The organism is Pseudomonas sp. AM14(2022), from assembly GCF_036346455.1.
Lineage (GTDB): Bacteria > Pseudomonadota > Gammaproteobacteria > Pseudomonadales > Pseudomonadaceae > Aquipseudomonas > Aquipseudomonas putida_A.
In genome coordinates this window covers 254,959-278,866 of record NZ_JAOTNY010000004.1, presented here as the reverse complement: position 1 = coordinate 278,866, position 23,908 = coordinate 254,959, and the positions used below count along the sequence as shown (strand labels likewise).

The 23,908-nt window shown below is 61.7% G+C and carries 21 protein-coding genes; 17 read left to right on the top strand and 4 right to left on the bottom strand.

The window, feature by feature from the left end; all coding sequences use genetic code 11:
* Positions 1–84: 84 nt before the first annotated feature.
* Positions 85–1,083, top strand: coding sequence for a LysR family transcriptional regulator (locus V3W27_RS10735; protein ID WP_025112989.1), 999 nt, complete (start codon positions 85–87; stop codon positions 1,081–1,083).
* A 64-nt stretch (positions 1,084–1,147) separates the two neighbouring features.
* Here the strand turns inward: V3W27_RS10735 and V3W27_RS10730 are convergent, their stop codons facing one another.
* Both V3W27_RS10730 and V3W27_RS10725 read right to left on the bottom strand, forming a co-directional pair.
* The gene (locus tag V3W27_RS10730) at positions 1,148–1,555 is read right to left on the bottom strand and encodes a PA2817 family protein (RefSeq protein WP_007967565.1); all 408 of its coding nucleotides are present in this window, start codon (positions 1,553–1,555) and stop codon (positions 1,148–1,150) included.
* Between the two features lie 89 nt (positions 1,556–1,644).
* The gene (locus V3W27_RS10725; RefSeq protein WP_330206561.1) at positions 1,645–4,092 is read right to left on the bottom strand and encodes an acyl-CoA dehydrogenase; all 2,448 of its coding nucleotides are present in this window, start codon (positions 4,090–4,092) and stop codon (positions 1,645–1,647) included.
* A gap of 248 nt (positions 4,093–4,340) precedes the next feature.
* Here V3W27_RS10725 and V3W27_RS10720 point away from each other — a divergent pair, with 248 nt between their 5' ends.
* From V3W27_RS10720 to V3W27_RS10705, 4 genes are all read left to right on the top strand, one after another.
* Complete coding sequence (locus V3W27_RS10720) at positions 4,341–5,000, top strand: transglutaminase-like domain-containing protein (protein ID WP_330206560.1); 660 nt, start codon at positions 4,341–4,343, stop codon at positions 4,998–5,000.
* A gap of 43 nt (positions 5,001–5,043) precedes the next feature.
* The gene (locus V3W27_RS10715; protein ID WP_096794868.1) at positions 5,044–5,667 is read left to right on the top strand and encodes a glutathione S-transferase family protein; all 624 of its coding nucleotides are present in this window, start codon (positions 5,044–5,046) and stop codon (positions 5,665–5,667) included.
* 133 nt (positions 5,668–5,800) lie between these two features.
* Positions 5,801–6,733 carry an ABC transporter ATP-binding protein gene (locus V3W27_RS10710; RefSeq protein ID WP_027612335.1) on the top strand — a complete coding sequence of 311 codons (933 nt, stop codon included), beginning with the start codon at positions 5,801–5,803 and terminating at the stop codon, positions 6,731–6,733.
* Complete coding sequence (locus V3W27_RS10705) at positions 6,730–7,509, top strand: ABC transporter permease (RefSeq protein ID WP_027612336.1); 780 nt, start codon at positions 6,730–6,732, stop codon at positions 7,507–7,509. The genes V3W27_RS10710 and V3W27_RS10705 overlap by 4 nt, the downstream gene beginning before the upstream one ends.
* 139 nt (positions 7,510–7,648) lie before the next feature.
* Here V3W27_RS10705 and V3W27_RS10700 read toward each other — a convergent pair whose 3' ends face one another.
* Positions 7,649–8,167, bottom strand: coding sequence for a DUF2062 domain-containing protein (locus V3W27_RS10700; protein ID WP_330206559.1), 519 nt, complete (start codon positions 8,165–8,167; stop codon positions 7,649–7,651).
* Between the two features lie 136 nt (positions 8,168–8,303).
* Here V3W27_RS10700 and V3W27_RS10695 point away from each other — a divergent pair, with 136 nt between their 5' ends.
* The 12 genes from V3W27_RS10695 to V3W27_RS10640 all read left to right on the top strand — a co-directional run bounded on the left by V3W27_RS10695 (position 8,304) and on the right by V3W27_RS10640 (position 19,904).
* Positions 8,304–10,517, top strand: a complete 2,214-nt coding sequence (locus tag V3W27_RS10695; protein WP_330206558.1) for a DNA internalization-related competence protein ComEC/Rec2 — start codon at positions 8,304–8,306, stop codon at positions 10,515–10,517.
* A gap of 111 nt (positions 10,518–10,628) precedes the next feature.
* Positions 10,629–11,264, top strand: a complete 636-nt coding sequence (locus V3W27_RS10690; protein WP_003227083.1) for a MotA/TolQ/ExbB proton channel family protein — start codon at positions 10,629–10,631, stop codon at positions 11,262–11,264.
* On the top strand, positions 11,261–11,689 hold the full coding sequence (locus tag V3W27_RS10685; RefSeq protein ID WP_027612340.1) for an ExbD/TolR family protein: 429 nt from the start codon (positions 11,261–11,263) through the stop codon (positions 11,687–11,689). Before V3W27_RS10690 ends, V3W27_RS10685 begins: the two co-directional genes overlap by 4 nt.
* Complete coding sequence (gene lpxK, locus V3W27_RS10680; protein ID WP_330206557.1) at positions 11,689–12,699, top strand: tetraacyldisaccharide 4'-kinase; 1,011 nt, start codon at positions 11,689–11,691, stop codon at positions 12,697–12,699. Before V3W27_RS10685 ends, lpxK begins: the two co-directional genes overlap by 1 nt.
* Positions 12,700–12,720: 21 nt before the next feature.
* Positions 12,721–12,906, top strand: a complete 186-nt coding sequence (locus V3W27_RS10675; protein ID WP_003174668.1) for a Trm112 family protein — start codon at positions 12,721–12,723, stop codon at positions 12,904–12,906.
* Positions 12,903–13,667 carry a 3-deoxy-manno-octulosonate cytidylyltransferase gene (gene kdsB / locus V3W27_RS10670; protein ID WP_330206556.1) on the top strand — a complete coding sequence of 255 codons (765 nt, stop codon included), beginning with the start codon at positions 12,903–12,905 and terminating at the stop codon, positions 13,665–13,667. Before V3W27_RS10675 ends, kdsB begins: the two co-directional genes overlap by 4 nt.
* Positions 13,667–14,131: a low molecular weight protein-tyrosine-phosphatase gene (locus V3W27_RS10665; RefSeq protein WP_007967581.1), complete on the top strand. Its 465-nt coding sequence runs from the start codon at positions 13,667–13,669 to the stop codon at positions 14,129–14,131. Before kdsB ends, V3W27_RS10665 begins: the two co-directional genes overlap by 1 nt.
* Complete coding sequence (gene murB / locus V3W27_RS10660) at positions 14,128–15,147, top strand: UDP-N-acetylmuramate dehydrogenase (protein WP_330206555.1); 1,020 nt, start codon at positions 14,128–14,130, stop codon at positions 15,145–15,147. The genes V3W27_RS10665 and murB overlap by 4 nt, the downstream gene beginning before the upstream one ends.
* A gap of 395 nt (positions 15,148–15,542) precedes the next feature.
* Entirely contained in the window at positions 15,543–16,013 is a 471-nt protein-coding gene (locus V3W27_RS10655) for a (2Fe-2S)-binding protein (protein WP_095137197.1), read from the top strand.
* Positions 16,010–18,331, top strand: coding sequence for a xanthine dehydrogenase family protein molybdopterin-binding subunit (locus tag V3W27_RS10650; protein WP_330206554.1), 2,322 nt, complete (start codon positions 16,010–16,012; stop codon positions 18,329–18,331). Before V3W27_RS10655 ends, V3W27_RS10650 begins: the two co-directional genes overlap by 4 nt.
* The gene (locus V3W27_RS10645; protein WP_330206553.1) at positions 18,331–19,311 is read left to right on the top strand and encodes an XdhC family protein; all 981 of its coding nucleotides are present in this window, start codon (positions 18,331–18,333) and stop codon (positions 19,309–19,311) included. The genes V3W27_RS10650 and V3W27_RS10645 overlap by 1 nt, the downstream gene beginning before the upstream one ends.
* On the top strand, positions 19,308–19,904 hold the full coding sequence (locus tag V3W27_RS10640) for a nucleotidyltransferase family protein (RefSeq protein ID WP_330206552.1): 597 nt from the start codon (positions 19,308–19,310) through the stop codon (positions 19,902–19,904). The genes V3W27_RS10645 and V3W27_RS10640 overlap by 4 nt, the downstream gene beginning before the upstream one ends.
* A gap of 189 nt (positions 19,905–20,093) precedes the next feature.
* On the opposite strand, the gene rne is transcribed toward V3W27_RS10640, so the two are convergent.
* Entirely contained in the window at positions 20,094–23,315 is a 3,222-nt protein-coding gene (gene rne / locus V3W27_RS10635) for a ribonuclease E (protein ID WP_330206551.1), read from the bottom strand.
* Positions 23,316–23,908: the final 593 nt, after the last annotated feature.

Genomic DNA, 23,908 nt, shown 5'->3' with positions numbered 1-23,908 from the left:
TGCCCTTATTAAAGTGTCTGTTTTTATTATATGAATCGTGCAATAACGTGATAATCCGTTCAAACATCAAAGGACTTGTGCGCTGTGAGCATCAATCTTCCGCTGCCACTGCTCGGTGAAATGGCGATCTTCGTCAAGGTCGTGGAGACCGGCAGTTTCTCTGAGGCAGCCCGCCAGCTAGGCTCGTCGCCGTCGGCGATCAGTCGCAGCATTTCCCGCCTGGAAAAAGCCCTGGCCACGCGTTTGTTGCAGCGCACTACGCGCAAACTGCGCTTGAGTGACGGTGGCGAGGAAGTGTTCAAGCGCTGTCAGGAGATGGTCAGCGCCGCCAAATCGGTGATGGAGATCAGTGGGCAGTTCACCCACGAGGCGGAAGGGCTGGTGCGGGTCAGTGTGCCGAAAGCGGTCGGGCGTTTCGTGATTCATCCGCACATGCCTGAGTTTCTGCGGCGTTATCCGAAAGTCGATGTCGAGTTGCTGCTGGAAGACCGCCAGGTTGATTTGATTGACGATCATGTCGACCTGGCGATTCGTATCACTGATCGACCGCCGGCCGGGCTGGTCGGACGGCAGTTGCTGACCATCGACCATTTGCTCTGCGCCACCCCGCAATACCTGGCCGAACACGGCACGCCGACCCACCCGCATGACTTGCTCAATCACAGCTGCATCTATCTGGGGGAAACCCCGAGCGATGCACGCTGGAAATTCAAGAAGGGCAGCAAAGCGGTGACCGTCGGCGTACGTGGCCGCTATGCCGCCAACCATACCGGCGTGCGGCTCGGGGCAGTGTTGCAGCACATTGGTATTGGCAGCTTGCCGTACTTCACCGCGCGTTATGCGCTTGAGCAGAAGTTGATCGTGCAGGTGTTGCCGGAGTGGACGTTCCTCGCTTCCTACCACGGTGGTCTGTGGTTGCTGCATTCGCCCACGCGTTATCTGCCGCCGAAGCTACGGGTGTTCATCGACTATCTGGTGGAGTGCCTGGAAAAGGAGCCGACGTTGAGCAAGCCGGGCAAGGCGGGGGCGCCGAATAATCTGGCGATGGCCTACGAGCTGCCCGAAAGCGAAGGATTGTTGTAAACGCCGAACAATAAAAAGGCCCGCATGAATCACCATGCGGGCCTTTTCTCAACCGGGCAGAAAATCAGTGCTTGCTGTCCTGAGCAGACATCGCCAGCAACTGTTTTTCCTGATTCCAGTCGAACGGTTCGTCGTTCTGTTCGGCCTCGTAGCGACGTTCTTCCAGTGCCTGATACAGGTCGATTTCTTCATCGGACAGGTAGTGCAGGCAGTCGCCGGCGAAGAACCACAGCAGATCCCGTGGAATCAGGTGGGCAATTTGCGGATAACGGGTAATCACTTGGGTCAGGATGTCCTGGCCCAGGTACTGGCTTTCGATCGGATCGATCGGCAGGGACGCCAGCAGTTCGTCAAAGCGCTCCAGGAACAAGGCATGGCTTTCTTCGGGAACCTGTTCGGCCTCACCTACGGCGACCAGGATACTGCGCAGATGGTCGAGCAAAACCAGATGATCGGCAACGACGTTGGACACGAGATAAGTCCTCAAGAGCAAAACGGGCGCGGGAGTATAAAGCTCTCGTGCCCGTTTTTCACAAATAAACAGCTACACGGTCGTCGGCATCAGCGGACTTTGCCCTCAGCCTGTTTCAGTTCTTCCTTGTCGAAATCATCGACGTCGATCACCTTGCGCCGCGCCGCTTCGGCATCGCGCAGGGTCTGTGCTTCCTGCGGTTGCAACACCCCGGCCTCCAGTGCGGCGTCGATGGCGTGTTCGCCAGCCACCGGTTTGACCTGACCGCTCTTGAGCGAGGTGTGCAGTTTTTTGTGCAGCGGTTGGGCGGCATTCAGCAAATCGCTGGCGTGTTGCAGGGCACCGACGGCATCGTCGACGGACTGCGGGCGATAGCAGCCGGCGAGCAGTTCTTCGAGGGTCGGATCGCCTTTGGCACGACCGATCACCGCTGCCACTTCGGCGCCGAGCTTGTCCGACGGGCCTTTGTGGCGACGGCCGAACGGGAACACGATCATCCGCAGCAGGCAGCCAAATACTTTGTTCGGGAAGTTGCTCAGCAGCTCATCCAGCGCCCGTTCCGACTGGCCGAGGCTTTCTTCCATGGCCCAGCGGAACAGCGGCTCCATATGCGCCGGCGAATCCAGATCGTGATAACGCTTGAGCGCAGCGGAGGCCAGATACAGGTTGCTCAACACATCGCCAAGACGTGCGGACAGGCGTTCCCGGCGCTTCAGTTCGCCACCCAGCAGCATCATGCTGAAGTCGGCCAGCATGGCAAATGCCGCTGCCTGCCGATTGAGTGCGCGGAAGTAGCCCTGACTGATCCTGTCCCCGGGTGCATGTTCGAAGTGGCCGAAGCCCAGGTTCAGCACCAGGGTGCTGGCGGCGTTGCCGACGGCAAAACCGATGTGCTTGAGCAGCAGGCCATCGAATTCTTTCAGTGCCTGTTCCTTGTCCTCACGGCCGGCGAGGGCCATTTCCTTGAGCACGAACGGATGGCAACGAATGGCGCCCTGACCGAAGATCATCAGGTTGCGCGAGAGGATGTTCGCGCCTTCCACGGTGATGAAGATCGGTGCGCCGTTCCAGCTGCGCCCGAGGTAGTTGTTCGGCCCCATGATGATCGCCTTGCCGCCGTGCACGTCCATGGCGTGGGTGATGCACTCGCGGCCGCGTTCGGTCAGGTGATACTTGAGGATCGCCGACAGCACCGACGGTTTCTCGCCCAGATCCACCGCGTTGGCGGTGAGCATGCGCGCGGCGTCCATCATCCAGGCGTTGCCGCCGATGCGTGCCATGGCTTCCTGAATGCCTTCGAAGGCCGACAGCGGGACGTTGAACTGCTCACGTATCTGCGCGTATTGACCGGTCACCAGACTGGTGAATTTGGCCGCGCCAGTGCCGACTGCCGGCAGCGAAATCGAACGCCCGACCGACAGGCAGTTCATCAGCATCATCCAGCCCTTGCCGAGCATGTCCTGGCCGCCGATGAGGTAGTCCAGCGGGATGAACACGTCTTTGCCCGAGTTCGGGCCGTTCATGAACGCGGCACCCAGTGGCAGGTGACGACGGCCGATTTCCACACCCGGTGTATCGGTGGGAATCAGCGCCAGACTGATGCCGAGATCTTCCTTGTCGCCCAACAGATGCTCCGGGTCATAGGCTTTGAAGGCCAGACCGAGCAGGGTCGCGACCGGGCCGAGGGTGATGTAGCGTTTTTCCCAGTTCAGGCGCAGGCCGATGACTTCCTGGCCTTCCCATTCACCTTTGCAGATGATCCCGGTGTCCGGCATGGCGCCAGCATCGGAGCCGGCCAGCGGACCGGTGAGGGCGAAGCACGGAATGTCGTCGCCACGGGCCAGCCGCGGCAGGTAGTGATTGCGTTGTTCGTCGGTGCCGTAATGCAGCAGCAGTTCGGCCGGGCCGAGGGAGTTGGGCACCATCACGGTGGAGGCGAGGTCGCCGCTGCGGGTCGCGAGTTTCATCGCCACTTGCGAGTGGGCGTAAGCGGAAAAGCCCTTGCCGCCGAACTCCTTGGGAATGATCAGGGCGAAGAAACCGTGCTCCTTGATGTGGCTCCAGGCTTCGGGTGGCAGATCCATCGACTGGCCGATCTGCCAGTCAGTGACCATTGCGCAGAGTTCTTCGGTCGGACCGTCGATGAAGGCTTGTTCCTCTTTGCTCAGTTGCGCTTTTGGATAGGACAGCAGTTTGTCCCAGTCCGGACGCCCGCTGAACAGTTCACCGTCCCACCAGACGGTACCGGCATCGATCGCGTCGCGCTCGGTCTGCGACATCGGCGGCAGGGTTTTCTGGAACCAGTTGAACAGCGGCGCGGTGAAGTGTTTGCGGCGCAGGTCGGGCAGTAGCAAAGGCGCGGCAACCGCTGCGAGCACGACCCAGAACACCAACAGCAACCAGCCCGGGGCATGGCTGAAAATGCCCATCGCCAGCAGGTATACGGCGACGATACCCAACGCGGGCAGGGGGGCGATGCGGCGGTGGGCGAGATACGCCACACCGACGATCAGAACCAGTATCCACAACAACAGCATATGTAATCCTCCGTGAACCAAGGCAAACCGACCCTCCAGAGCTTAGACGGCATCTGTAAAACGGGGTGGTCAGAACATGGTGATTGAACTCGTGGGAAACCCCGGATGGTTTTCGTAGGTTCGGTGGGCAACACCCGTGGGAAATCGTTCGCCGCTCCCGCGTCTTTGCGTGCATGTTTGGCCGAAACGTCGTTATCTCTGTGCTTGAGCTGTCGCTAGACTCGGGGCTCACCCAGGAGAACATCGTCATGCACGAGTATCTGAGCCCCGGCAGCTTCATCGATAGTGACCACCCGGCGGTGGTGGAGTTCGCCGAACAACACCGCGGTGCCAGCCGCGACCCGCTCGCGCAGGCGATCAGTCTCTATTACGCCGTGCGTGAAGCGGTGCGCTACAACCCGTATACCTTCAGCCTCGACCCACAGACCCTGTGCGGCAGTCATGCGCTGGCGGCCGGGGAAAGCTATTGCGTGCCCAAGGCCACGTTGCTGGCCGGGTGTGCGCGACATTGCGGCATTCCCGCACGCATCGGTCTGGCCGACGTCAAGAATCACCTGTCGACCCCGCGTCTGCTGGAACTGCTGCGCAGCGATGTGTTTGCCATGCACGGCTACACCGAGCTGTTCCTCAACGAGCGCTGGGTCAAGGCCACGCCGGCCTTCAACCAGCAACTCTGCGAACTGTTCAACGTCGCACCATTGGACTTTGACGGGATCAATGACAGCGTTTTCCACCCGTACAACCGTGACGGCGCGCTGCTGATGGAATATCTGGTCGATCACGGCCAGTTCGTCGATGTGCCGGAGCGGTTCTTCTTCGAGCACTTGGAAAAGTGCTACCCGCATCTGTTCGGCGAACATCAGGCGAAGGTCTTGGGCGATATGCAGAGTGATTTGAGTCGGGTCTGATCCGGCGTATGCTGCCTGCCCACGCATTGGAAAAGAGGCGGTCATGCTGAAGATCTGGGGACGGAAAAACTCATCGAATGTCAGGAAGCCACTGTGGGCCGCCGAGGAGCTGGGCCTGGCCTACGAGGCGATTGACGCCGGTGGCGCCTTCGGTGTGGTCGACACGCCTGAATACCGGGCGATGAACCCGAACGGCCGGGTACCGGTGATCGAGGATGACGGCTTCGTGCTATGGGAATCGAATGCCATCGTGCGATACCTGCTGGCCAAGCATGCACCGAACAGCGCCTGGTACCCGGCAGACCTGCAAGCCCGGGCCATCGCGGACAAGTGGATGGATTGGACCACCTCGAGTTTTGCCGGGCCGTTCCGCACCGTATTCTGGGGCGTATTGCGTACCCCAGCGGACCAGCAGGACTGGCCGGCGATCAACGCCGCAATCAAGGAATGCACCGCGCTACTGGCCATGGCCGATCAGGCCCTCGCCAGCCAGCCATATCTGTCCGGCAGCGAAATCGGCATGGGCGATATTCCGCTGGGCAGTTTCATTTATGCCTGGTTCGAGATGCCCATCGAACGTGCCGCGCAGCCGCATCTGCAGGCTTGGTACGCACGGCTGAAGCAGCGTCCGGCCTATCAGAAAGCAGTCATGACCGCGTTGACTTGATAATAACTATCGACACTCTTGACTGTACTTGTGTGGCGGCGGCAAGCACCATTGCGCTCATGCGCCGTGGTTGTTTTGTTCGCCGCCCGGCCCAATCTTTCCTTTTCTTCCCTTCTTGGTGCGTAAATCCGATATGAGTTCCGCTCTGTCCATCCGGCAGCTAACCAAAACCTACGGCAACGGGTTCCAGGCCTTGAGTGGTATCGATCTGGACGTCGCCGAAGGTGACTTTTTCGCCTTGCTCGGCCCCAACGGCGCCGGCAAATCCACGACCATCGGCATTCTCTCGACCCTGGTCAACAAGACCAGCGGCACGGTGAATATCTTCGGTCATGACCTGGACAAAAACCCCGCCGCGCTCAAGCGCTCGATCGGTGTGGTGCCCCAGGAATTCAACTTCAACCAGTTCGAAAAGACTTTCGACATCGTCGTGACCCAGGCCGGTTACTACGGCATCCCGGCGAAGATCGCCAAGGAACGCGCCGAGCAGTACCTGACCCAGCTCGGCCTGTGGGACAAGCGCGATGTGCCGTCGCGTTCGCTGTCCGGCGGCATGAAACGCCGACTGATGATTGCCCGCGCCCTGGTGCATGAGCCGCGCCTGCTGATCCTCGATGAGCCGACCGCTGGCGTCGACATCGAACTGCGTCGCTCGATGTGGACGTTCCTCACCGAGCTGAACCAGAAAGGCATCACCATCATCCTCACCACGCACTATCTGGAAGAGGCTGAGCAGCTGTGCCGCAACATCGGCATCATCGACCACGGCACCATTGTCGAGAATACCAGCATGAAACAGCTGCTGGGCCAGCTGCACGTCGAAACCTTCCTGCTCGACCTGAAAAACGACTTGCACGCCGCGCCGCAACTGATCGGCTATCCCGCGCGGTTGCTCGACGGCCATACCCTGGAGGTCCAGGTCGACAAATCCATGGGCATCACCGCGCTGTTCACTCAATTGGCGCAGCAGAATATTGAAGTGCTGAGCCTGCGTAACAAAACCAATCGCCTCGAGGAGCTGTTCGTGTCTCTGGTAGAGAAGAATCTGTCGAAGGTGGCGGTATGAGTTCCGAGTTCCGCCCCAACCTCGTCGCCCTCCAGACCATCGTTTATCGCGAGGTCAAACGCTTCACGCGGATCTGGCCGCAGACCCTGCTGCCGCCGGCGATCACCATGGTTCTGTACTTCGTGATCTTCGGTAACCTGATCGGCAAGCAGATTGGCGGCATGGGTGGCTTCAGTTACATGGAGTACATCGTGCCGGGGCTGATCATGATGTCGGTGATCACCAACTCCTACGGCAACGTGGTCTCGAGCTTCTTCGGCAGCAAGTTCCAGCGTTCCATCGAGGAACTGATGGTCTCGCCGGTGTCGCCGCACACGATTCTGATCGGCTTCACCATTGGCGGCGTGCTGCGTGGCTTGATGGTCGGGGTGATCGTGACCATCCTGTCGTTGTTCTTCACTCATCTGCAGGTGCATCACCTGGGCGTGACCATCCTTGTGGTGGTGCTGACCGCGACGATCTTCTCGCTGCTGGGTTTCATCAACGCGGTGTTTGCGCGCAACTTCGATGACATCTCGATCATCCCGACGTTTGTGCTGACGCCGCTGACTTACCTCGGTGGCGTGTTTTACTCGATCACCTTGCTGCCGCCGTTCTGGCAGACCGTGTCGCTGGCCAACCCGGTGCTGCACATGGTCAACGCCTTCCGTTACGGCATTCTCGGGGTGTCGGATATCCGCATCGGTATCGCGATCACCTTCATGCTGGTGGCGACGGTGGTGTTGTACCTCGGTTGTGCGCGGCTGCTGGTGAGTGGGCGCGGGATGCGGACCTGATCCGAAACCGCGTCGCTGCCATCGCGAGCAGGCTCACTCCTACAGAAGGGCGCGTTCCTATGTAGGAGTGAGCCTGCTCGCGATGGGGCCTATTCAGACGCTACAAAAAACGGCCTCCACTGCGGAGGCCGTTTTGCATTCAGCGCATGCGGCTTTTCTTGCGCCGCGCCCATTGCCGCGCCACCCACCAGCGCCAATACAGCATCACCGTGAAGTAGGCGAGGATGCCAAGTATCAATCCGCACACTACCGACCCGAGCAAAAACGGCTGCCACATGGTCGACAACTCCCCGCTGATCCATTCCCAGGTCAACGAATCGGGCAGGGTGCGGGCGGGCACATTCATTAACCAGGCCCCGGTCTGGTACGTGCAGAAAAACACCGCTGGCATGGTGATCGGGTTGGTCAGCCAGACGAGGCTGACGGCAATCGGCATGTTGCCGCGCACGGTGATCGCCAGTGCCGCCGCCACCAGCATCTGCGCCGGAATCGGCAGGAACGCGGCGAACAGGCCGACGGCCATCGCCCGGGCCACCGAGTGCCGATTGAGGTGCCAGAGGTTCGGGTCATGCAGCAACTTGCCGAGAAAGCGTAAGGATTTGTGTTCCCTGATGCTCGTCGGATCGGGCATGTAACGTTTGAATAAGCGCCGGGGCATAAGGCTTCTCGGTCGGTTAAGGCGGCAAGTATGTCTGGATTCTACGAAGCGCCCATTCAGACTTTGTGACAATTGTTGACGACGAGCAGGCTTCCTACCAGCTACGCCTAATGCAGGAACTCTCAAGGACGGGCTTATGCGCACAGGGATGATGGCGCTGGCAGTCGGTCTGCTGGTTCCGGTTTTTTTGCCGGTTTTACCGCCGGTCGGGTTGATGATGTTGTTGCCGTTGGTGGGACTGATGTTGCTGCCGTTTCGCAGCTATCCCCTGGCGTTTCTGCTATTCGGTTTCACCTGGGCGTGCGTCAGTGCGCAATGGGCGTTGAATGATCGCCTGCCGGAAGCGCTTGACGGCGAAACCCGTTGGGTCGAAGGGCGGGTGGTCGGTTTGCCGCAAACCAGCGAGGGCGTGGTGCGGTTCGAGTTGGCCGATGCCCGCTCGCGACACGAAAAATTGCCGTCGTTGATGCGTCTGGCGTGGTACGCCGGGCCGCCGCTCAACAGCGGTGAGCGCTGGCGCCTGGCGGTGAAGCTCAGGCGCCCCGGTGGTTTGCTCAATCCCGACGCCTTCGATTACGAAGCCTGGCTGTTGGCGCAACGCATCGGCGCGACCGGCACGATCAAGGATGGTCAGCGCCTGGCCGAGGCAAACTGGGCATGGCGCGACAGCATTCGTCAGCGCTTGATGGCAGTCGATGCCCAAGGCCGGGGCGGTGCATTGGCGGCGCTAGTGCTCGGCGACGGCTCCGGGCTCAGTCGCGAGGATTGGCAGATCCTGCAGGACACCGGCACCGTGCATCTGCTGGTGATTTCCGGTCAACACATCGGGATGTTGGCGGCGGTCATCTATCTGTTGGTCGCCGGGCTGGCGCGCTACGGCTGGTGGCCGCTCCGCTGGCCATGGCTGCCATGGGCCTGCGGGCTGGCGTTTGCCGCGGCGCTCGGCTACGGCTTGCTCGCCGGGTTTGATGTACCGGTGCAACGGGCCTGCGTGATGGTCGGGCTGGTGTTGTTGTGGCGTTTGCGCTTTCGCCATCTCGGCGCGTGGTGGCCGCTGTTGCTGGCATTCGATGCATTGCTGTTGCTCGACCCGTTAGCCAGTTTGCGTCCGGGTTTGTGGCTGTCGTTCGCCGCGGTGGGGATTTTGATTTTCACCTTCGGCGGGCGACTCGGTGCGTGGAAATGGTGGCAGACCTGGACCCGCGCGCAATGGCTGATTGCGCTGGGTCTGTGCCCGGTGTTGCTGGCGCTGAACCTGCCGATCAGCCTCAGCGGGCCATTGGCAAATCTGCTCGCGGTGCCGTGGGTCAGTCTGCTGGTGCTGCCACCGGCGCTGCTCGGCACGCTGTTGTTGCCGGTGCCTTACGTCGGTGCAGGCTTGTTGTGGCTGGCCGGTGGTTTGATCGACTGGCTGTTTCGTGGCTTGTCGCTGATCGCCGGGGCCTGGCCGGCGTGGATCTCGCCGTCGCTGCCGTGGTGGGTTTTGCTGCTCGGCAGTCTCGGCGCCTTGCTGTTGCTGTTGCCGCGTGGGGTGCCGTTGCGACCGTTGGGCTGGCCGTTGCTGTTGATTCTGCTGGCGCCGCCGCGCGAGCGAGTGGCCGCTGGACTGGCCGATGTCTGGCAGCTCGATGTCGGTCAGGGCCTGGCGATCCTGATCCGCACCCGCCATCACACGTTGCTCTACGACGCCGGTCCACGCTTCGGCGATTTCGATCTGGGGGAGCGGGTGGTGCTGCCGGCGCTGCACAAACTGGGGGTCAAGCGCATCGACCTGATGCTGCTCAGTCATGCCGACGCCGACCACGCCGGTGGTGCGCTGGCGGTATCGCGGGGCTTGAAAGTGACGCGGGTGATCAGCGGCGATCCGCCGGGGCTGCCCGCCATCCTGCGGGCCGAGTCCTGTGAAAGTGGACGTCAATGGCAGTGGGACGGGGTCCGGTTTCAGCTGTGGCAATGGTCGGCGGCCCATGACAGCAATCAGCGCTCCTGTGTGTTGCAGATCGAGGCCAATGGCGAGCGGCTGCTGCTGACCGGCGATATCGACACGGCTGCCGAACGGGTTTTGCTGGAAAGTCCGTTGGCGCTGCCGACGCACTGGCTGCAAGCGCCGCACCATGGCAGCCGCAGTTCCTCTTCGATGGCTTTGCTGCGGGCATTACGTCCGCATTCGGTGCTGATCTCCCGGGGGCAGGGCAATTCGTTCGGTCATCCGCACCCGCTGGTGCTCGCGCGTTATCGCCAGCAAGGGCTGCGCATCTACGACAGCGCGCAGCACGGCGCCATTCAACTGCGCCTGGGCGGCTTTCAGGCGCCGTGGCTGATGCGTCAACAACGGCGTTTCTGGCGTTGAAACACCATTGATCGCGGGATCGCCGAATGTGGCATCAGGTCGTCGGGGCAGCGGGTCTTAATCGCGAACCGGTATGGTAAAGTGGCGCACTTTTTCGAGGGGACTGTCACTGTGTGGGAATTGGTCAAATCCGGCGGCTGGATGATGTTGCCGATCATTCTGAGTTCCATCGCGGCCATGGCGATTGTCGCCGAGCGCCTGTGGACCCTGCGCGCCAGCCGCGTCACCCCCGAGCATCTGCTGGGTCAGGTCTGGGTCTGGATCAAGGACAAGCAGCTCAATAAAGAAAAACTCAAGGAATTGCGCGCCAATTCGCCGCTGGGTGAAATCCTCGCCGCGGGCCTGGCCAACTCCAAGCATGGTCGCGAGATCATGAAGGAATGCATCGAAGAAGCCGCCGCGCGGGTGATTCACGAGCTTGAACGCTACGTCAACGCGCTGGGCACGATTGCCGCCATGTCACCGTTGCTGGGCCTGCTGGGCACGGTACTGGGCATGATCGACATTTTCAGCGCCTTCACCGGTTCCGGCATGACCACCAACGCCTCGGTCCTGGCCGGCGGTATTTCCAAGGCACTGATCACCACTGCGGCGGGCCTGATGGTCGGTATTCCGTCGGTGTTCTTCCACCGTTTCCTGCAACGCCGCATCGATGAGCTGGTGGTGGGCATGGAGCAGGAAGCGATCAAACTGGTCGAAGTGGTGCAGGGCGACCGTGACGTCGATCTGGCCGGGGACAAAGCGTGAAATTCCGTCGCAAACCCCGGGAAACGATCGACATCAACCTCGCGTCGCTGATCGACGTGGTGTTCATCCTGTTGCTGTTTTTCGTCGTGACCACCACCTTCACCCGCGAGACACAGTTGCGCGTCGATCTGCCGGAATCGGTCAGCGGTTCGCCCGCCGAAGACCAGCAGCTCAAGCAACTGGATGTCGCGATCAGCGCCGAAGGCGTGTTCTCGGTGAACAACAAGATTCTGCCGAAAAACGACCTGGCGACGCTGATGGAAGCCATGCAGAAAGAAGCCAACGGTGACACCAACATGCCGTTGTCGATCAGCGCCGATGGCAAGACCCAACACCAATCGGTGATCACTGCCATGGACGCGGCCGGCAAGCTCGGTTTCAGCCATCTGCGCATGACCACGGTCGAGGCGGCGCCCAAATCCTGATGAGCCTGTCCGATCGTTTGCTCGCCGCGTGGTATCAGGGGCATCCGGCCCTGACGCTGCTGCGGCCGCTGGAAATGCTCTACCGCCGCGTGGTGGTCAACAAGCGTCAGCGCTTTCTCGACGGTGAAGGCCAGATCTATCAGCCACCGGTGCCGTTAATCGTGGTCGGCAACATCACCGTCGGCGGCACCGGCAAGACACCGATGATCCTGTGGCTGATCGAGCATTGCCGACGCGCCGGTCTGCGGGTTGGCGTGGTCAGTCGCGGTTACGGCGCCAAACCGCCGCAACTGCCGTGGCGGGTCACCGCCGAGCAGAGCGCCGACATCGCCGGCGATGAACCGCTGTTGATCGTACAGCGCACCGGCGTGCCGCTGATGATCGACCCTGATCGCAGCGCAGCGGTCAAAGCCTTGCTCGCCAGTGAGCCGCTGGACCTGATCCTCTCCGACGACGGCATGCAGCACTACCGCCTGGCGCGGGATCTGGAGCTGGTGCTGATTGACGCTGCCCGTGGTTTGGGCAACAAGCGCTGCCTGCCGGCCGGTCCGTTGCGCGAGCCGATCGAGCGCCTGCAAAGCGTCGATGGCGTGCTGTTCAACGGTGCCACTGCGGATCGTGAAGACGGTTTTGCCTTTCACCTGCAACCGACCGCACTGGTCAATCTACGCAGCGGCGCGCGCAAGCCGCTGGCGCATTTTGCGCCCGGTCAATCGGTGCACGCGGTGGCCGGGATCGGCAATCCGCAACGTTTCTTCAATACCCTCGAAGCGCTAGACTGGCGAGCAGTCCCCCATGCGTTTGCCGACCACGCCGAATACAGCGTGCAGGCCTTGAATTTCACACCGTCATTGCCGTTGGTGATGACCGAAAAGGACGCGGTGAAGTGCCGTGCCTTCGCAGCAGACGACTGGTGGTATCTGGCGGTCGATGCCGTGCCGTCACCAGCCTTCGTGGCCTGGTTCGACACCCAGCTGATGCGCCTGTTGCCCGATCGTCTTTTGCCTTAACTCTTTATCCAGGGAATGTTCATGGACACCAAATTGCTCGACATCCTCGCGTGCCCGATCTGCAAAGGCCCGCTCAAGCTCAGCGCCGACAAGACCGAACTGATCAGCAAGGGCGCCGGTCTGGCCTATCCGATCCGCGACGGCATCCCGGTGATGCTCGAAAGCGAAGCGCGCACCCTGACCACTGACGAGCGTCTGGATAAATGACCACTGCTTTCACCGTTGTCATCCCGTCGCGTTACGCCTCGACCCGCCTGCCAGGCAAACCGCTGCTGGATATCGCCGGCAAGCCGATGATCCAGCATGTCTGGGAGCAGGCGAGCAAAAGCAGCGCCTGCCGTGTGGTGGTCGCGACCGACGATGCGCGCATCGTCGAGGCCTGCAAAGTGTTCGGCGCGGAAGTGGTGCTGACCCGTGAAGATCACAATTCCGGGACTGACCGCCTGGCGGAAGTCGCGGCGAAGCTGGGTCTTGCGCCGGACGCGATCGTGGTCAACGTGCAGGGTGATGAGCCGCTGATCCCGCCGAGCGTGATCGATCAGGTCGCGGCTAACCTCGCCGCCCACACCGAAGCGCGTATGGCCACCCTGGCCGAGCCGATCGAAGACGTCGAAACCCTGTTCAACCCGAACGTGGTCAAGGTCGTCAGCGACCTCAACGGTCTGGCGCTGACCTTCAGCCGCGCCACCTTGCCGTGGGCCCGCGATGCCTTCGCCAAGAGCCGCGACGTGTTGCCGGAAGGCGTGCCGTACCGTCGCCACATTGGCATTTACGCCTACCGCGCCGGGTTCCTTCAGGACTTCGTGAGCTGGGGCCCGTGCTGGCTGGAAAACACTGAATCCCTCGAACAACTGCGTGCCCTGTGGCATGGCGTGCGGATTCATGTCGCCGACGCGTTGATCGCGCCGCCAACCGGCGTCGACACCGTTGAAGACCTCGAGCGCGTTCGTCGCCTGCTGGAGGCCTGATGCGCGTTCTGTTCGTGTGCCTGGGCAACATCTGCCGTTCGCCCACCGCTGAAGGCGTGTTGCGTCACAAACTGCGCGCAGCGGGGCTGGCGGATCAGGTCGAAGTGGCCTCCGCCGGCACCGGTGACTGGCACGTCGGCAATCCGCCGGACAAGCGCAGCCAGGCTGCAGCCAAAGTGCGTGGTTATGACCTGTCGGCGCAACGCGCGCAGCAGGTCAGTCGTGCCGATTTCGCCAGTTACGACCTGATTCTGGCCATGGACAACAGCAACCTGCGCAACCTCAAGGCGCTGCAACCGTCCACCGGCAAGGCCGAGCTGGACCTGTTCCTGCGCCGTTATGCCGGTGTGGTCGATGAAGTGCCGGATCCGTACTACGACGGCGATCAGGGTTTCGAGCAGGTACTGGATCTGATTGAAGCAGCCTGTGACCAACTGTTGATCGAAGTGAAGGGCCGGTTATGAGTTTGCAGCTTCAATCACAGGTTTCGCTGAAACCGTTCAACAGTTTCGGCGTCGACGTTCGCGCGCAGTTGTTCGCCGAGGCCCACAGCGATGCCGACGTGCGCGAAGCCTTGGCCTATGCAACTGCCCATGACCTGCCGTTGCTGGTGATCGGCGGCGGCAGCAACCTGCTGCTGACTGCTGATATCCCCGCGCTGGTGCTGCGCATGGCCAGCCGTGGCATTCGGCTGATCAGCGATGACGGCAGCCGCGTGGTGATCGAGGCTGAAGCCGGTGAGCCATGGCACCCGTTCGTGCAGCACACGCTGGCGCTGGGTTTTTCCGGTCTGGAAAACCTCAGCCTGATCCCCGGCACCGTGGGCGCGGCGCCGATGCAGAACATCGGCGCCTACGGCGTCGAGATCAAGGATGTGTTCGCCGGGCTGACCGCGCTGGATCGCCAGACCGGCGAGCTGCGTGACTTCAGCCTGGAAGAATGCAACTTCGCCTACCGCGACAGCCTGTTCAAGCAGCAGCCGGGGCGTTGGTTGATCCTGCGCGTGCGCTTCAAGCTTGATCGAGCTGCCCACTTGCATCTGGAATACGGCCCGGTGCGTCAGCGACTGACCGAGCTGGGCATTGAGCAACCGACGCCTACCGACGTCAGTCGCGCGATCTGCAGTATCCGCAGCGAAAAATTGCCGGATCCGGCGGTACTCGGCAATGCCGGCAGCTTTTTCAAGAATCCGCTGGTATCAGCGGCGCTGGTCGAGCAGATCAAGGCGCAGCACCCGGATCTGGTGGCTTATGCGCAAGCGGACGGGCAGATGAAACTGGCCGCAGGCTGGCTGATCGAGCGCGCTGGCTGGAAAGGTTTCCGTGAGGCCGATGCCGGCGTGCATAAATTGCAGGCGCTGGTGCTGGTCAACTACGGCACCGCGACCGGTCTGCAATTGCTGGAGCTGGCGCAACGCATCCAGAAAGATATTGCCGAACGTTTCAATGTCGAACTGGAAATGGAGCCGAACCGCTATTGAGGCTACGCTTCAGGTCGGGATCCAAAGCCCTGCACTGAACAAAAAGTGCAGGGCTTTTTTGTTAACGGTGGGTTAACTTAGCCAGCTAACGATAACCGTCATTTGCTCCACCAAAGGCCCGGTGCAGACGTTCGCGTCGGCACAAGAGAGCCTGTGCCAATCACATATCAGTCAGCGATGATCCTGTGGCGAGGGAGCTTGCTCCCGCTGGGGCGCGTAGCGGCCCCGCTTTCAAGAAGGGCCTGCTCCGCAGTCCAGCGGGAGCAAGCACCCTCGCCACAGGCTCAGTGTTCGGCTTCACTGATGTGTATTGGCCCATTAGCCTGAGTCGATCTGCGTGAACCACCGCCAGTTCTGCTCGACCCCATAACCACCAAGAATATGCGGGCGTGCCCATGATTACCCTGAAACTAAACGGTCAAGACCATTCCCTCGATGTCACGGAAGACATGCCGCTGCTGTGGGCAATCCGTGATGTCGCCGGATACAACGGCACCAAATTCGGCTGCGGCATGGGTCTGTGCGGTGCCTGCACCATTCATATCGACGGCTTGCCGGCGCGCAGTTGCATCACGCCGATCGGCTCGGTGGTCGGGCAGAACGTCAGCACCATCGACAATCTGCACGCCGATCCGGTCGGGCAAGTGGTGCAGCAAGCCTGGCTCGACAGCGCGGTGGCGCAGTGTGGTTTCTGTCAGGGTGGGCAGATCATGTCTGCCACGGCGTTGCTTAAAACCAATCCGAACCCGAGCGACGAACAGATTGAAGAGGCCATGGTCGGCAACATTTGCCGTTGCGGCACCTACAACCGGATCAAGACCGCGATCCGTCAGGCCTCCACTCACCTGAAGGAGGCCAAGGCATGAGCCGCTTGCCGAATGATTTCGCCCTGAGCAATCTCAGCCGTCGCGGTTTTCTCAAAGGCGTTGGCGCGACTGGCGCGTTGGTACTGGCCGCGAGTTGGGGCTGGCAGGATGCACTGGCTGAAGACGCGCCGAAGAAGTTCGGTGCCGACGGCATGCCCAATGGCTGGATCGACGATCCCAAGGTCTACGTCAGCATCGCCGCGGATGGCACGGTCACCGTGGTCTGCAACCGCTCGGAAATGGGCCAGGGCGTGCGCACCAGTTTGAGCATGGTGGTCGCTGATGAACTGGACGCCGATTGGGCCAAGGTCAAAGTCCGGCAAGCGCCGGGTGACGAAGTACGTTTCGGCAACCAGGACACTGACGGTTCGCGCAGCATGCGTCACTGGTATGAACCGATGCGCCGTTGCGGCGCGGCGGCCCGCACGATGCTGGAGCAAGCCGCCGCCGCGCAGTGGCAGGTGCCGGTGGGCGAGTGCCAGGCGCAGTTGCACAAAGTCCTGCATAAACCGTCCGGTCGCGAGCTGGGTTACGGCGAACTTGCCGCTGCCGCCAGTGCGCTGACAGTGCCGGCCCGTGACAGCCTGCGCCTCAAGCAGCCGTCAGAGTTCCGCTACATCGGCAAGGAAGGCACCAAAGCCATCGACGGTGCCGATATCGTCAACGGGCGCGCGGTGTACGGCGCGGACGTGCATTTCGACGGCATGCTCTACGCCACCATCGCCCGTCCGGCGGTGTACGGCGGCAAGGTCAAGTCGCTGGATGACAGCGCTGCGCTGAAGGTTCCGGGTGTGCTGAAGGTCATGCAGATCGAGAGCCGTCCGCTGCCTTCGGAATTCCAGCCGCTGGGCGGCGTAGCGGTGATTGCCAGCAATACCTGGGCGGCGATCAAGGGCCGCGAGGCGCTGAAGATCGAATGGGACGACGGCCCCAATGCCAGTTATGACTCGATCGCTTATCGCAAGGAACTGGAAGCGGCGTCGCGCAAACCCGGCAAAGTGGTGCGCAACACTGGCGATATCGACAAAGCCTTGAGCGGCGCCGCCAGCAGCCTCGAAGCGTCCTATTATCTGCCGCATCTGGCCCAGGCACCGATGGAGCCGATGGTCGCCATCGCGCGCTACGACAAAGGTGTGTGTGAAGCGTGGGCGCCGAGTCAGGCGCCGCAGGTGACTCGCGAACGTATCGCCGAGCGCCTCGGGCTGCCGTTCGACAATGTCACCTTCAACGTCACGCTGCTGGGCGGCGGTTTCGGCCGTAAATCGAAGCCGGATTTCGTCGTCGAAGCAGCGATCCTTGCCAAGGAGTTCGCCGGTAAAGCCGTGCGGGTGCAATGGACCCGCGAGGATGACATCCACAACTCGTATTTCCACACAGTGTCCGCCGAGTACCTGAAGGCCGCTGTCGGCAAGGACGGCATGCCGTCCGGCTGGCTGCATCGCACAGTGGCGCCGAGCATTACGGCGCTGTTCGCCCCGGGCATGAACCATGAAGCGGCGTTCGAACTGGGCATGGGTTTCACCAATATGGCTTACGCGATTCCCAGCGTGCGCCTGGAAAACCCCGAAGCCACGGTGCATACCCGCGTCGGCTGGTATCGCTCGGTGTCGAACATTCCTCACGGTTTTGCGATTCAGAGTTTCGTCGACGAACTGGCGCACAAGGCTGGCGTCGATCCGCTCAAGTACCAGATCAAGTTGCTGGGCCCGGATCGGCAGATCGACCCGCGCACCCTGAGCGAGGAGTGGAATTACGGCGAATCCCCCGAGCGCTACCCGATCGACACCGGACGCATGCGCACCGTGCTGGAAACCGCGGCCAAGGCTGCCGGTTGGGGGCGCCAATTGCCCAAGGGACGAGGCCTCGGTCTGGCGGTGCATTACAGCTTCGTCACCTATGTGTCGGCGGTGATCGAAGTCGAGGTCAAGGACGACGGTACGCTGATCGTGCACAAGGCTGACATCGCTGTTGATTGCGGGCCGCAGATCAACCCTGAACGTATCCGTTCGCAGTTCGAGGGCGCGTGCGTGATGGGCCTGGGCAACGCGGTGCTGGGTGAAATCAGCTTCAAGGATGGCAAGGTCCAGCAGGACAACTTCCATATGTACGAAGTGGCGCGCATGTCGCTGGCGCCGAAGGAAATCGCGGTGCATTTGGTGACGCCGCCGGGCGACGTGCCGTTGGGTGGTGTCGGTGAACCCGGCGTGCCGCCGATTGCGCCGGCACTGTGCAATGCGATCTTCGCCGCCACCGGCCAGCGCATCCGTAACTTGCCGGTGCGTTATCAGTTGCAGGGCTGGCAGAAGGCGCAGGCGTAATGGACAGCGCCGATCTCAACGTCCTGCGCAGCGTGCTCGAATGGCGCCGCGCCGGGCAGCGGGTGGTGCTGTTCAGTGTGGTGCGGACCTGGGGCACCGCGCCCCGGGCACCCGGCGCGATGCTCGCGTTGCGCGAGGACGGCGTGGTGATCGGCTCGGTGTCGGGCGGCTGTGTCGAGGATGACCTGATCGCCCGTCTGCACGACGGGCGCATCGCCAGCGACGGGCCACCGGTGCAACTGATTACCTATGGCGTCACCCGCGAGGAGGCGGCGCGTTTCGGCTTGCCCTGTGGCGGCACGCTGCGCCTGACCGAGGAGCGGGTCGCTGATCCGGCGTGGGTCGCCGAGTTGCTGGCGCGTTGTGAAAACCATGAGATTGTCGCCCGTGAGCTGAACATCGAAACCGGTGAGGTTGTGCTGTCGGCGGCGAGCAAATCCGATGTGCTGGAATTCGATGGCAAGACCCTGCGCGCCATTTATGGTCCGCGCTGGCGTCTGTTGTTGATCGGCGCCGGGCAGCTTTCGCGGTATGTGGCCGATATGGCCCGGCTGTTGGATTTCGAAGTGCTGATCTGCGATCCGCGTACCGAGTTCGTTTATGGCTGGGAAGAGCACCACGGACGGTTCGTCCCGGGTATGCCGGATGACGCGGTGTTGAGCATTCAGACGGACGAGCGCACAGCCATCGTCGCGCTGACTCACGATCCCCGTCTGGATGATATGGCGTTGCTCACCGCGCTCGATTCGCCGGCCTTTTATGTCGGTGCACTGGGGTCGCGGGTCAACAGCCAGAAGCGCCGGGACAATCTGGCTCAGCTAGGCTTGTCAGAAGCCGCCATTGCGCGATTGCACGGGCCGATCGGTCTGCACATCGGCAGTCATTCGCCAGCGGAGATTGCTCTGTCGTTATTGGCGGAGATTGTGGCGATCAAGAACGGCGTCGAGTTGAAACAGAAGAAAGTCGTGGAGGGCGCATGAGTCGATCTATCGCAGTGATTGTGCTGGCGGCGGGCGAGGGCAGTCGCTTTCGCCAGGTTGCCGGTGCCGACAAGGACAAGTTGCTGGCCGATTGCACCGGGCGTGATGGCGCGGTGCGCTCGGTGATCGAGCAAGTGTTGCTGAATCTGCCGGCCAACCTCGACAAGCGGGTGCTGGTGACCACTGACGCGCGGCCGCAGGCGATGCGCATGGCTCAGGCTTATGGCTGTGACGTGGTCTCGATTGAATCGACCGGGATGGGTGACAGTATTGCGGCTGGCGTTGCGGTTTGTCCGGATGCAGAAGGCTGGCTGATCGTGTTGGGGGACATGCCGTTTATCCTGCCGTCGAGTATTGAGCGGGTGGTGGCGGCAATGGCCGATGACGCGGTTAGTGTGCCGGTGCAGGAGGGCGAATTTGGGCATCCGGTGGGGTTCGGACGTTCGTTCGGGCCGGGCTTGCAGGCATTGAGTGGTGATCGCGGCGCCAGGCCTTTGTTCAAGCAGGGCAGGGTGATTGAGGTAGCGGTGGATGATCCCGGGGTGTTGTGGGATATCGATGTGCCCGATTCTCTTGTATTCCCTCAATCCTGAGCCCTGCATAAATCCTCTGTAGGAGTGAGCCTGCTCGCGATAGCGTTGGGTCAGTGTCATTTGTGGTGGCTGATACACCGCTATCGCGAGCAGGCTCACTCCTACAAGGAGTCGGGGCGATGCTTGAACTGGAGGCATGAAAAAGCCCCGCCTGATTGCTCAGGCGGGGCTTTTTATTGGCTTGCGGAATCAGACGAGCGGTTTAGGCTCGTGTTCTTTTTCCTCGGCCGCTTGGTGATGCTCCACCGCGTCCTGAACGGAGCGTGGTGCTTCGGCGATCACCGATTCAACCACCGCTTCTTCAGTCACAGCAGCAACCTCGACCACTTCAGCAGCCGGAGCAGCAGCGGCAGCCAGTTCGGCTTCCTTCTGCAGACGCTCGGCTTCACGCTTGCGGCGACGCACTTCACGTGGGTCGTTTGGCGCACGGCCGTTTGGCGTCAGGGCGCTGACCGGAGCGGCTTCAACCACTGGGGTAGGGGCTTCGGCAACCACTGGCGCTTCGACCACCGGTGTTTCAACCACTGGCGCTGGAGCAGCTTCGGCGGCTTCGACCACTGGCGCGGCAGCCTTGGCTTCTTCAACCACTGGGGCTTCAACGACTGGCGCTGGAGTTTCAGCGACGGCAGGCTCGGCAACCCAGTTGAACGCGGTCTGTTCTTCACGAACTTCACGCACGGTTTCGGTCACGGTTTCAGCGACGGTTTCAGCAACCGGCTCTGCGGCCACAACTGGCGCTTCAGGTTGTGCAACGGATTCAACCTGAGGCAGTGTTTCTTGAACCGGTGCCACTTCGACTTCCGGAGCAGCAACCACTTCCACTGGGGTGGTGGCCTCAACAACCGGCGCTTCCACTGGAGCGGTTTCCTGAACAGCGGCGGTAGCGCGTTCGGCTTGCTCGTGAGCCTGTGCTTCGGCCGGAGCGCTGATCACGCTGCTGGCAACAGCGGCAGTGACGGCCAGGCCGGCAGCGCTTGGTGCTGTTTCAGCGTGTTCGCCGGACTCGGACTCTTCCGAACCTTCGATCACGTTGCCGTTGGCATCACGCTGACGCTCGCGACGGTTGCTGCGACGACGCTGACCACGGGAGCGACGACGTGGACGATCGCCTTCGGCGTTGTCCTGACCGTCTTCCGGCAGTTGCTCTTCGTTGCTGTTCACTTCTTCTTCAGCAACGGCGGCAGCAGCCTGCTCGGCACGCGGTTGACGCTCTTCACGCGGTGGGCGTGGAGCGCGCTCTTCGCGGGGCTGACGGGCCGGACGTTCTTCTGCGACCACAGCGGCAGCGGCAGCCGCTACGGGTGCAGCCGGAGCGGCGTCCAGTGGTTCGCGCAGTTCACGTACACGCTCTTCACGCTCGCCACGTGGCTTGCGGTCTTCGCGCGGCGCACGTGGTGCACGTTCTTCACGCGGAGCGCGGGGTGCGCGTTCTTCGCGAGCGGCCGGTGCTTCGCTGCGGGCTTCACGCGGCTCGCGGACTTCACGGGCTTCACGTGGCTGACGCTCTTCACGCGGCTCGCGTGGGGCGCGCTCTTCACGCGGCGCACGTTCTTCGCGCGGCTTGCGCTCTTCATCGCGGCGACCGTTACGGTTGCGGCTCTGCTGACGACCGTTGCGACGCTCTTCGTTGCGGGCTGGACGCTCGGTGGCCGGTTTTTCAACGACGACCGGAGCGGCTGGCTCTTCTTTGGTCGCGAACAGGCTGACCAGCGATTTCACCAGGCCCTTGAACAGGCTTGGCTCTGGCGCGGCAACCGGAGCCGGTGCAGCAGCGACAGGCGCGGCGACTTCGGTCGGCACCGGCGCATTGGCACGGGCCGGCGCAGTCTTGACCGCGGCTTCCTGGCGAACCAGGGTGCGGGTCGCAGCGGCTGGCTGGACTTCTTCGACTTCGGCAGCGGCAGCAGCGATTTCGTAGCTGGACTGGTTGGTCGCAGCTTCCGGGCTGTCGTCACGCAGACGCTGAACTTCGAAGTGCGGGGTTTCCAGGTGATCGTTCGGCAGAATGACGATACGGGCACGGGTGCGCAGTTCGATCTTGGTGATCGAGTTGCGTTTTTCGTTGAGCAGGAACGCGGCGACCGGGATCGGCACCTGAGCGCGCACTTCGGCAGTGCGGTCTTTCAGGGCTTCTTCTTCGATCAGGCGCAGGATCGCCAGCGACAGCGATTCGACGTCACGGATGATGCCGGTGCCGTTGCAGCGCGGGCAGACGATGCCGCTGCTTTCGCCCAGCGATGGACGCAGGCGCTGACGGGACATTTCCAGCAGGCCGAAGCGCGAGATGCGGCCGATCTGCACGCGAGCGCGGTCGGCTTCCAGGCATTCGCGGACTTTCTCTTCCACGGCGCGCTGGTTCTTGGCCGGGGTCATGTCGATGAAGTCGATGACGATCAGGCCGCCGATGTCGCGCAGGCGCAACTGACGGGCGATTTCTTCGGCGGCTTCAAGGTTGGTCTGCAGCGCGGTTTCTTCGATGTCGCTGCCTTTGGTGGCGCGCGCCGAGTTGATGTCGATGGACACCAGGGCTTCGGTCGGATCGATGACGATGGAGCCGCCGGAAGGCAGTTCGACGACACGCTGGAAAGCGGTCTCGATCTGGCTTTCGATCTGGAAACGGTTGAACAGCGGCACGCTGTCTTCGTACAGCTTGATCTTGCTGGCGTACTGCGGCATCACCTGGCGGATGAAGGTCAGGGCTTCGTCCTGGGCTTCAACGCTGTCGATCAGCACTTCGCCGATGTCCTGGCGCAGGTAATCGCGGATGGCGCGGATGATCACGTTGCTTTCCTGATAGATCAGGAATGGCGCGGAGCGATCCAGCGAGGCTTCTTTGATGGCAGTCCACAGTTGCAGCAGGTAGTCGAGGTCCCACTGCATTTCTTCGCTGCTGCGGCCCAGGCCGGCAGTGCGCACGATCAGACCCATGTCGGCTGGAGCAACCAGACCGTTCAGCGCTTCACGCAGTTCGTTGCGCTCTTCGCCTTCGATGCGACGGGAGATACCGCCGGCACGCGGGTTGTTCGGCATCAGCACGAGGTAACGACCGGCCAGGCTGATGAAGGTGGTCAGGGCGGCGCCCTTGTTGCCACGTTCTTCTTTTTCGACCTGAACGATGACTTCCTGGCCTTCGCTCAGGACGTCCTTGATGTTGACGCGGCCTTCAGGGGCTTTCTTGAAGTATTCGCGGGAGATTTCTTTGAGGGGCAGGAAGCCGTGGCGCTCGGAGCCGAAATCGACAAAGGCAGCCTCAAGGCTTGGTTCGATGCGAGTGATACGGCCTTTGTAGATGTTGGCCTTTTTCTGCTCGCGTGCACCGGATTCGATGTCCAGGTCGTAGAGGCGTTGGCCATCTACCAGTGCAACACGCAACTCTTCGGGTTGAGTTGCGTTAATCAGCATTCTTTTCATGTAGTACCGTCGGTTTCCGGGCTGCCGGAAACGGCGTTCGGCACACACGACTTCTCACGGTCGGTGTCAGGTGCGTCGGGAGTGGTTGGCCATTCCCGTGTCCAGCGATGTCAGGCCAATTGGGCCGATATCGCGACGTACGCGTCCTGCTTGCTGTGGCTACTTAAGCACTCAGTCAGGAGGAGGAATCAACCAGCGGCTGTGGACGAGATGAAGCGTCTTGATAAAGCCTATTGCTACACAGTCCGGCGGTTGTGCATCTCCACCCTACACGTATCCCTGATAATTCGGGTGCTGCCGCGCGCAGAATCCGCAGCGGGTTGGCATTTACCGTGAGCTCCGAAAGGGGAGGTCACGCATCATGGCTAATTCAGGCGATGTTTCCGAAGCCTTCGCTCGGGGTCATCTGCAGCTGACTGCACTTTGTGAACTGGCCTCGAATATTTGCCTGTCAGGCGAGTGAAAACTCTGCTCGACGGTGTAATTCAGGCCTCATGTCACCTGCGCTTGTTACAACTGCAAACTCCACCGTTACGTAGCGAAAGCCCCGTAGGACGGCCTCGCGTCCTGGTGAATTGCGTTGGTCAGGGCCG

Excerpts from the sequence above, each read along its gene's own strand:
- V3W27_RS10640 (WP_330206552.1), top strand. The coding sequence starts at position 19,308 with ATGAGTCGATCTATCGCAGTGATTGTGCTGGCGGCGGGCGAGGGCAGT.
- V3W27_RS10695 (WP_330206558.1), top strand. The coding sequence starts at position 8,304 with ATGCGCACAGGGATGATGGCGCTGGCAGTCGGTCTGCTGGTTCCGGTT.
- V3W27_RS10705 (WP_027612336.1), top strand. The coding sequence starts at position 6,730 with ATGAGTTCCGAGTTCCGCCCCAACCTCGTCGCCCTCCAGACCATCGTT.
- V3W27_RS10700 (WP_330206559.1), bottom strand. The coding sequence starts at position 8,167 with ATGCCCCGGCGCTTATTCAAACGTTACATGCCCGATCCGACGAGCATC.
- V3W27_RS10720 (WP_330206560.1), top strand. The coding sequence starts at position 4,341 with ATGCACGAGTATCTGAGCCCCGGCAGCTTCATCGATAGTGACCACCCG.
- V3W27_RS10725 (WP_330206561.1), bottom strand. The coding sequence starts at position 4,092 with ATGCTGTTGTTGTGGATACTGGTTCTGATCGTCGGTGTGGCGTATCTC.
- lpxK (WP_330206557.1), top strand. The coding sequence starts at position 11,689 with ATGAGCCTGTCCGATCGTTTGCTCGCCGCGTGGTATCAGGGGCATCCG.
- V3W27_RS10645 (WP_330206553.1), top strand. The coding sequence starts at position 18,331 with ATGGACAGCGCCGATCTCAACGTCCTGCGCAGCGTGCTCGAATGGCGC.
- rne (WP_330206551.1), bottom strand. The coding sequence starts at position 23,315 with ATGAAAAGAATGCTGATTAACGCAACTCAACCCGAAGAGTTGCGTGTT.
- kdsB (WP_330206556.1), top strand. The coding sequence starts at position 12,903 with ATGACCACTGCTTTCACCGTTGTCATCCCGTCGCGTTACGCCTCGACC.
- V3W27_RS10650 (WP_330206554.1), top strand. The coding sequence starts at position 16,010 with ATGAGCCGCTTGCCGAATGATTTCGCCCTGAGCAATCTCAGCCGTCGC.
- V3W27_RS10655 (WP_095137197.1), top strand. The coding sequence starts at position 15,543 with ATGATTACCCTGAAACTAAACGGTCAAGACCATTCCCTCGATGTCACG.
- V3W27_RS10715 (WP_096794868.1), top strand. The coding sequence starts at position 5,044 with ATGCTGAAGATCTGGGGACGGAAAAACTCATCGAATGTCAGGAAGCCA.
- V3W27_RS10675 (WP_003174668.1), top strand. The coding sequence starts at position 12,721 with ATGGACACCAAATTGCTCGACATCCTCGCGTGCCCGATCTGCAAAGGC.
- V3W27_RS10665 (WP_007967581.1), top strand. The coding sequence starts at position 13,667 with ATGCGCGTTCTGTTCGTGTGCCTGGGCAACATCTGCCGTTCGCCCACC.
- murB (WP_330206555.1), top strand. The coding sequence starts at position 14,128 with ATGAGTTTGCAGCTTCAATCACAGGTTTCGCTGAAACCGTTCAACAGT.
- V3W27_RS10710 (WP_027612335.1), top strand. The coding sequence starts at position 5,801 with ATGAGTTCCGCTCTGTCCATCCGGCAGCTAACCAAAACCTACGGCAAC.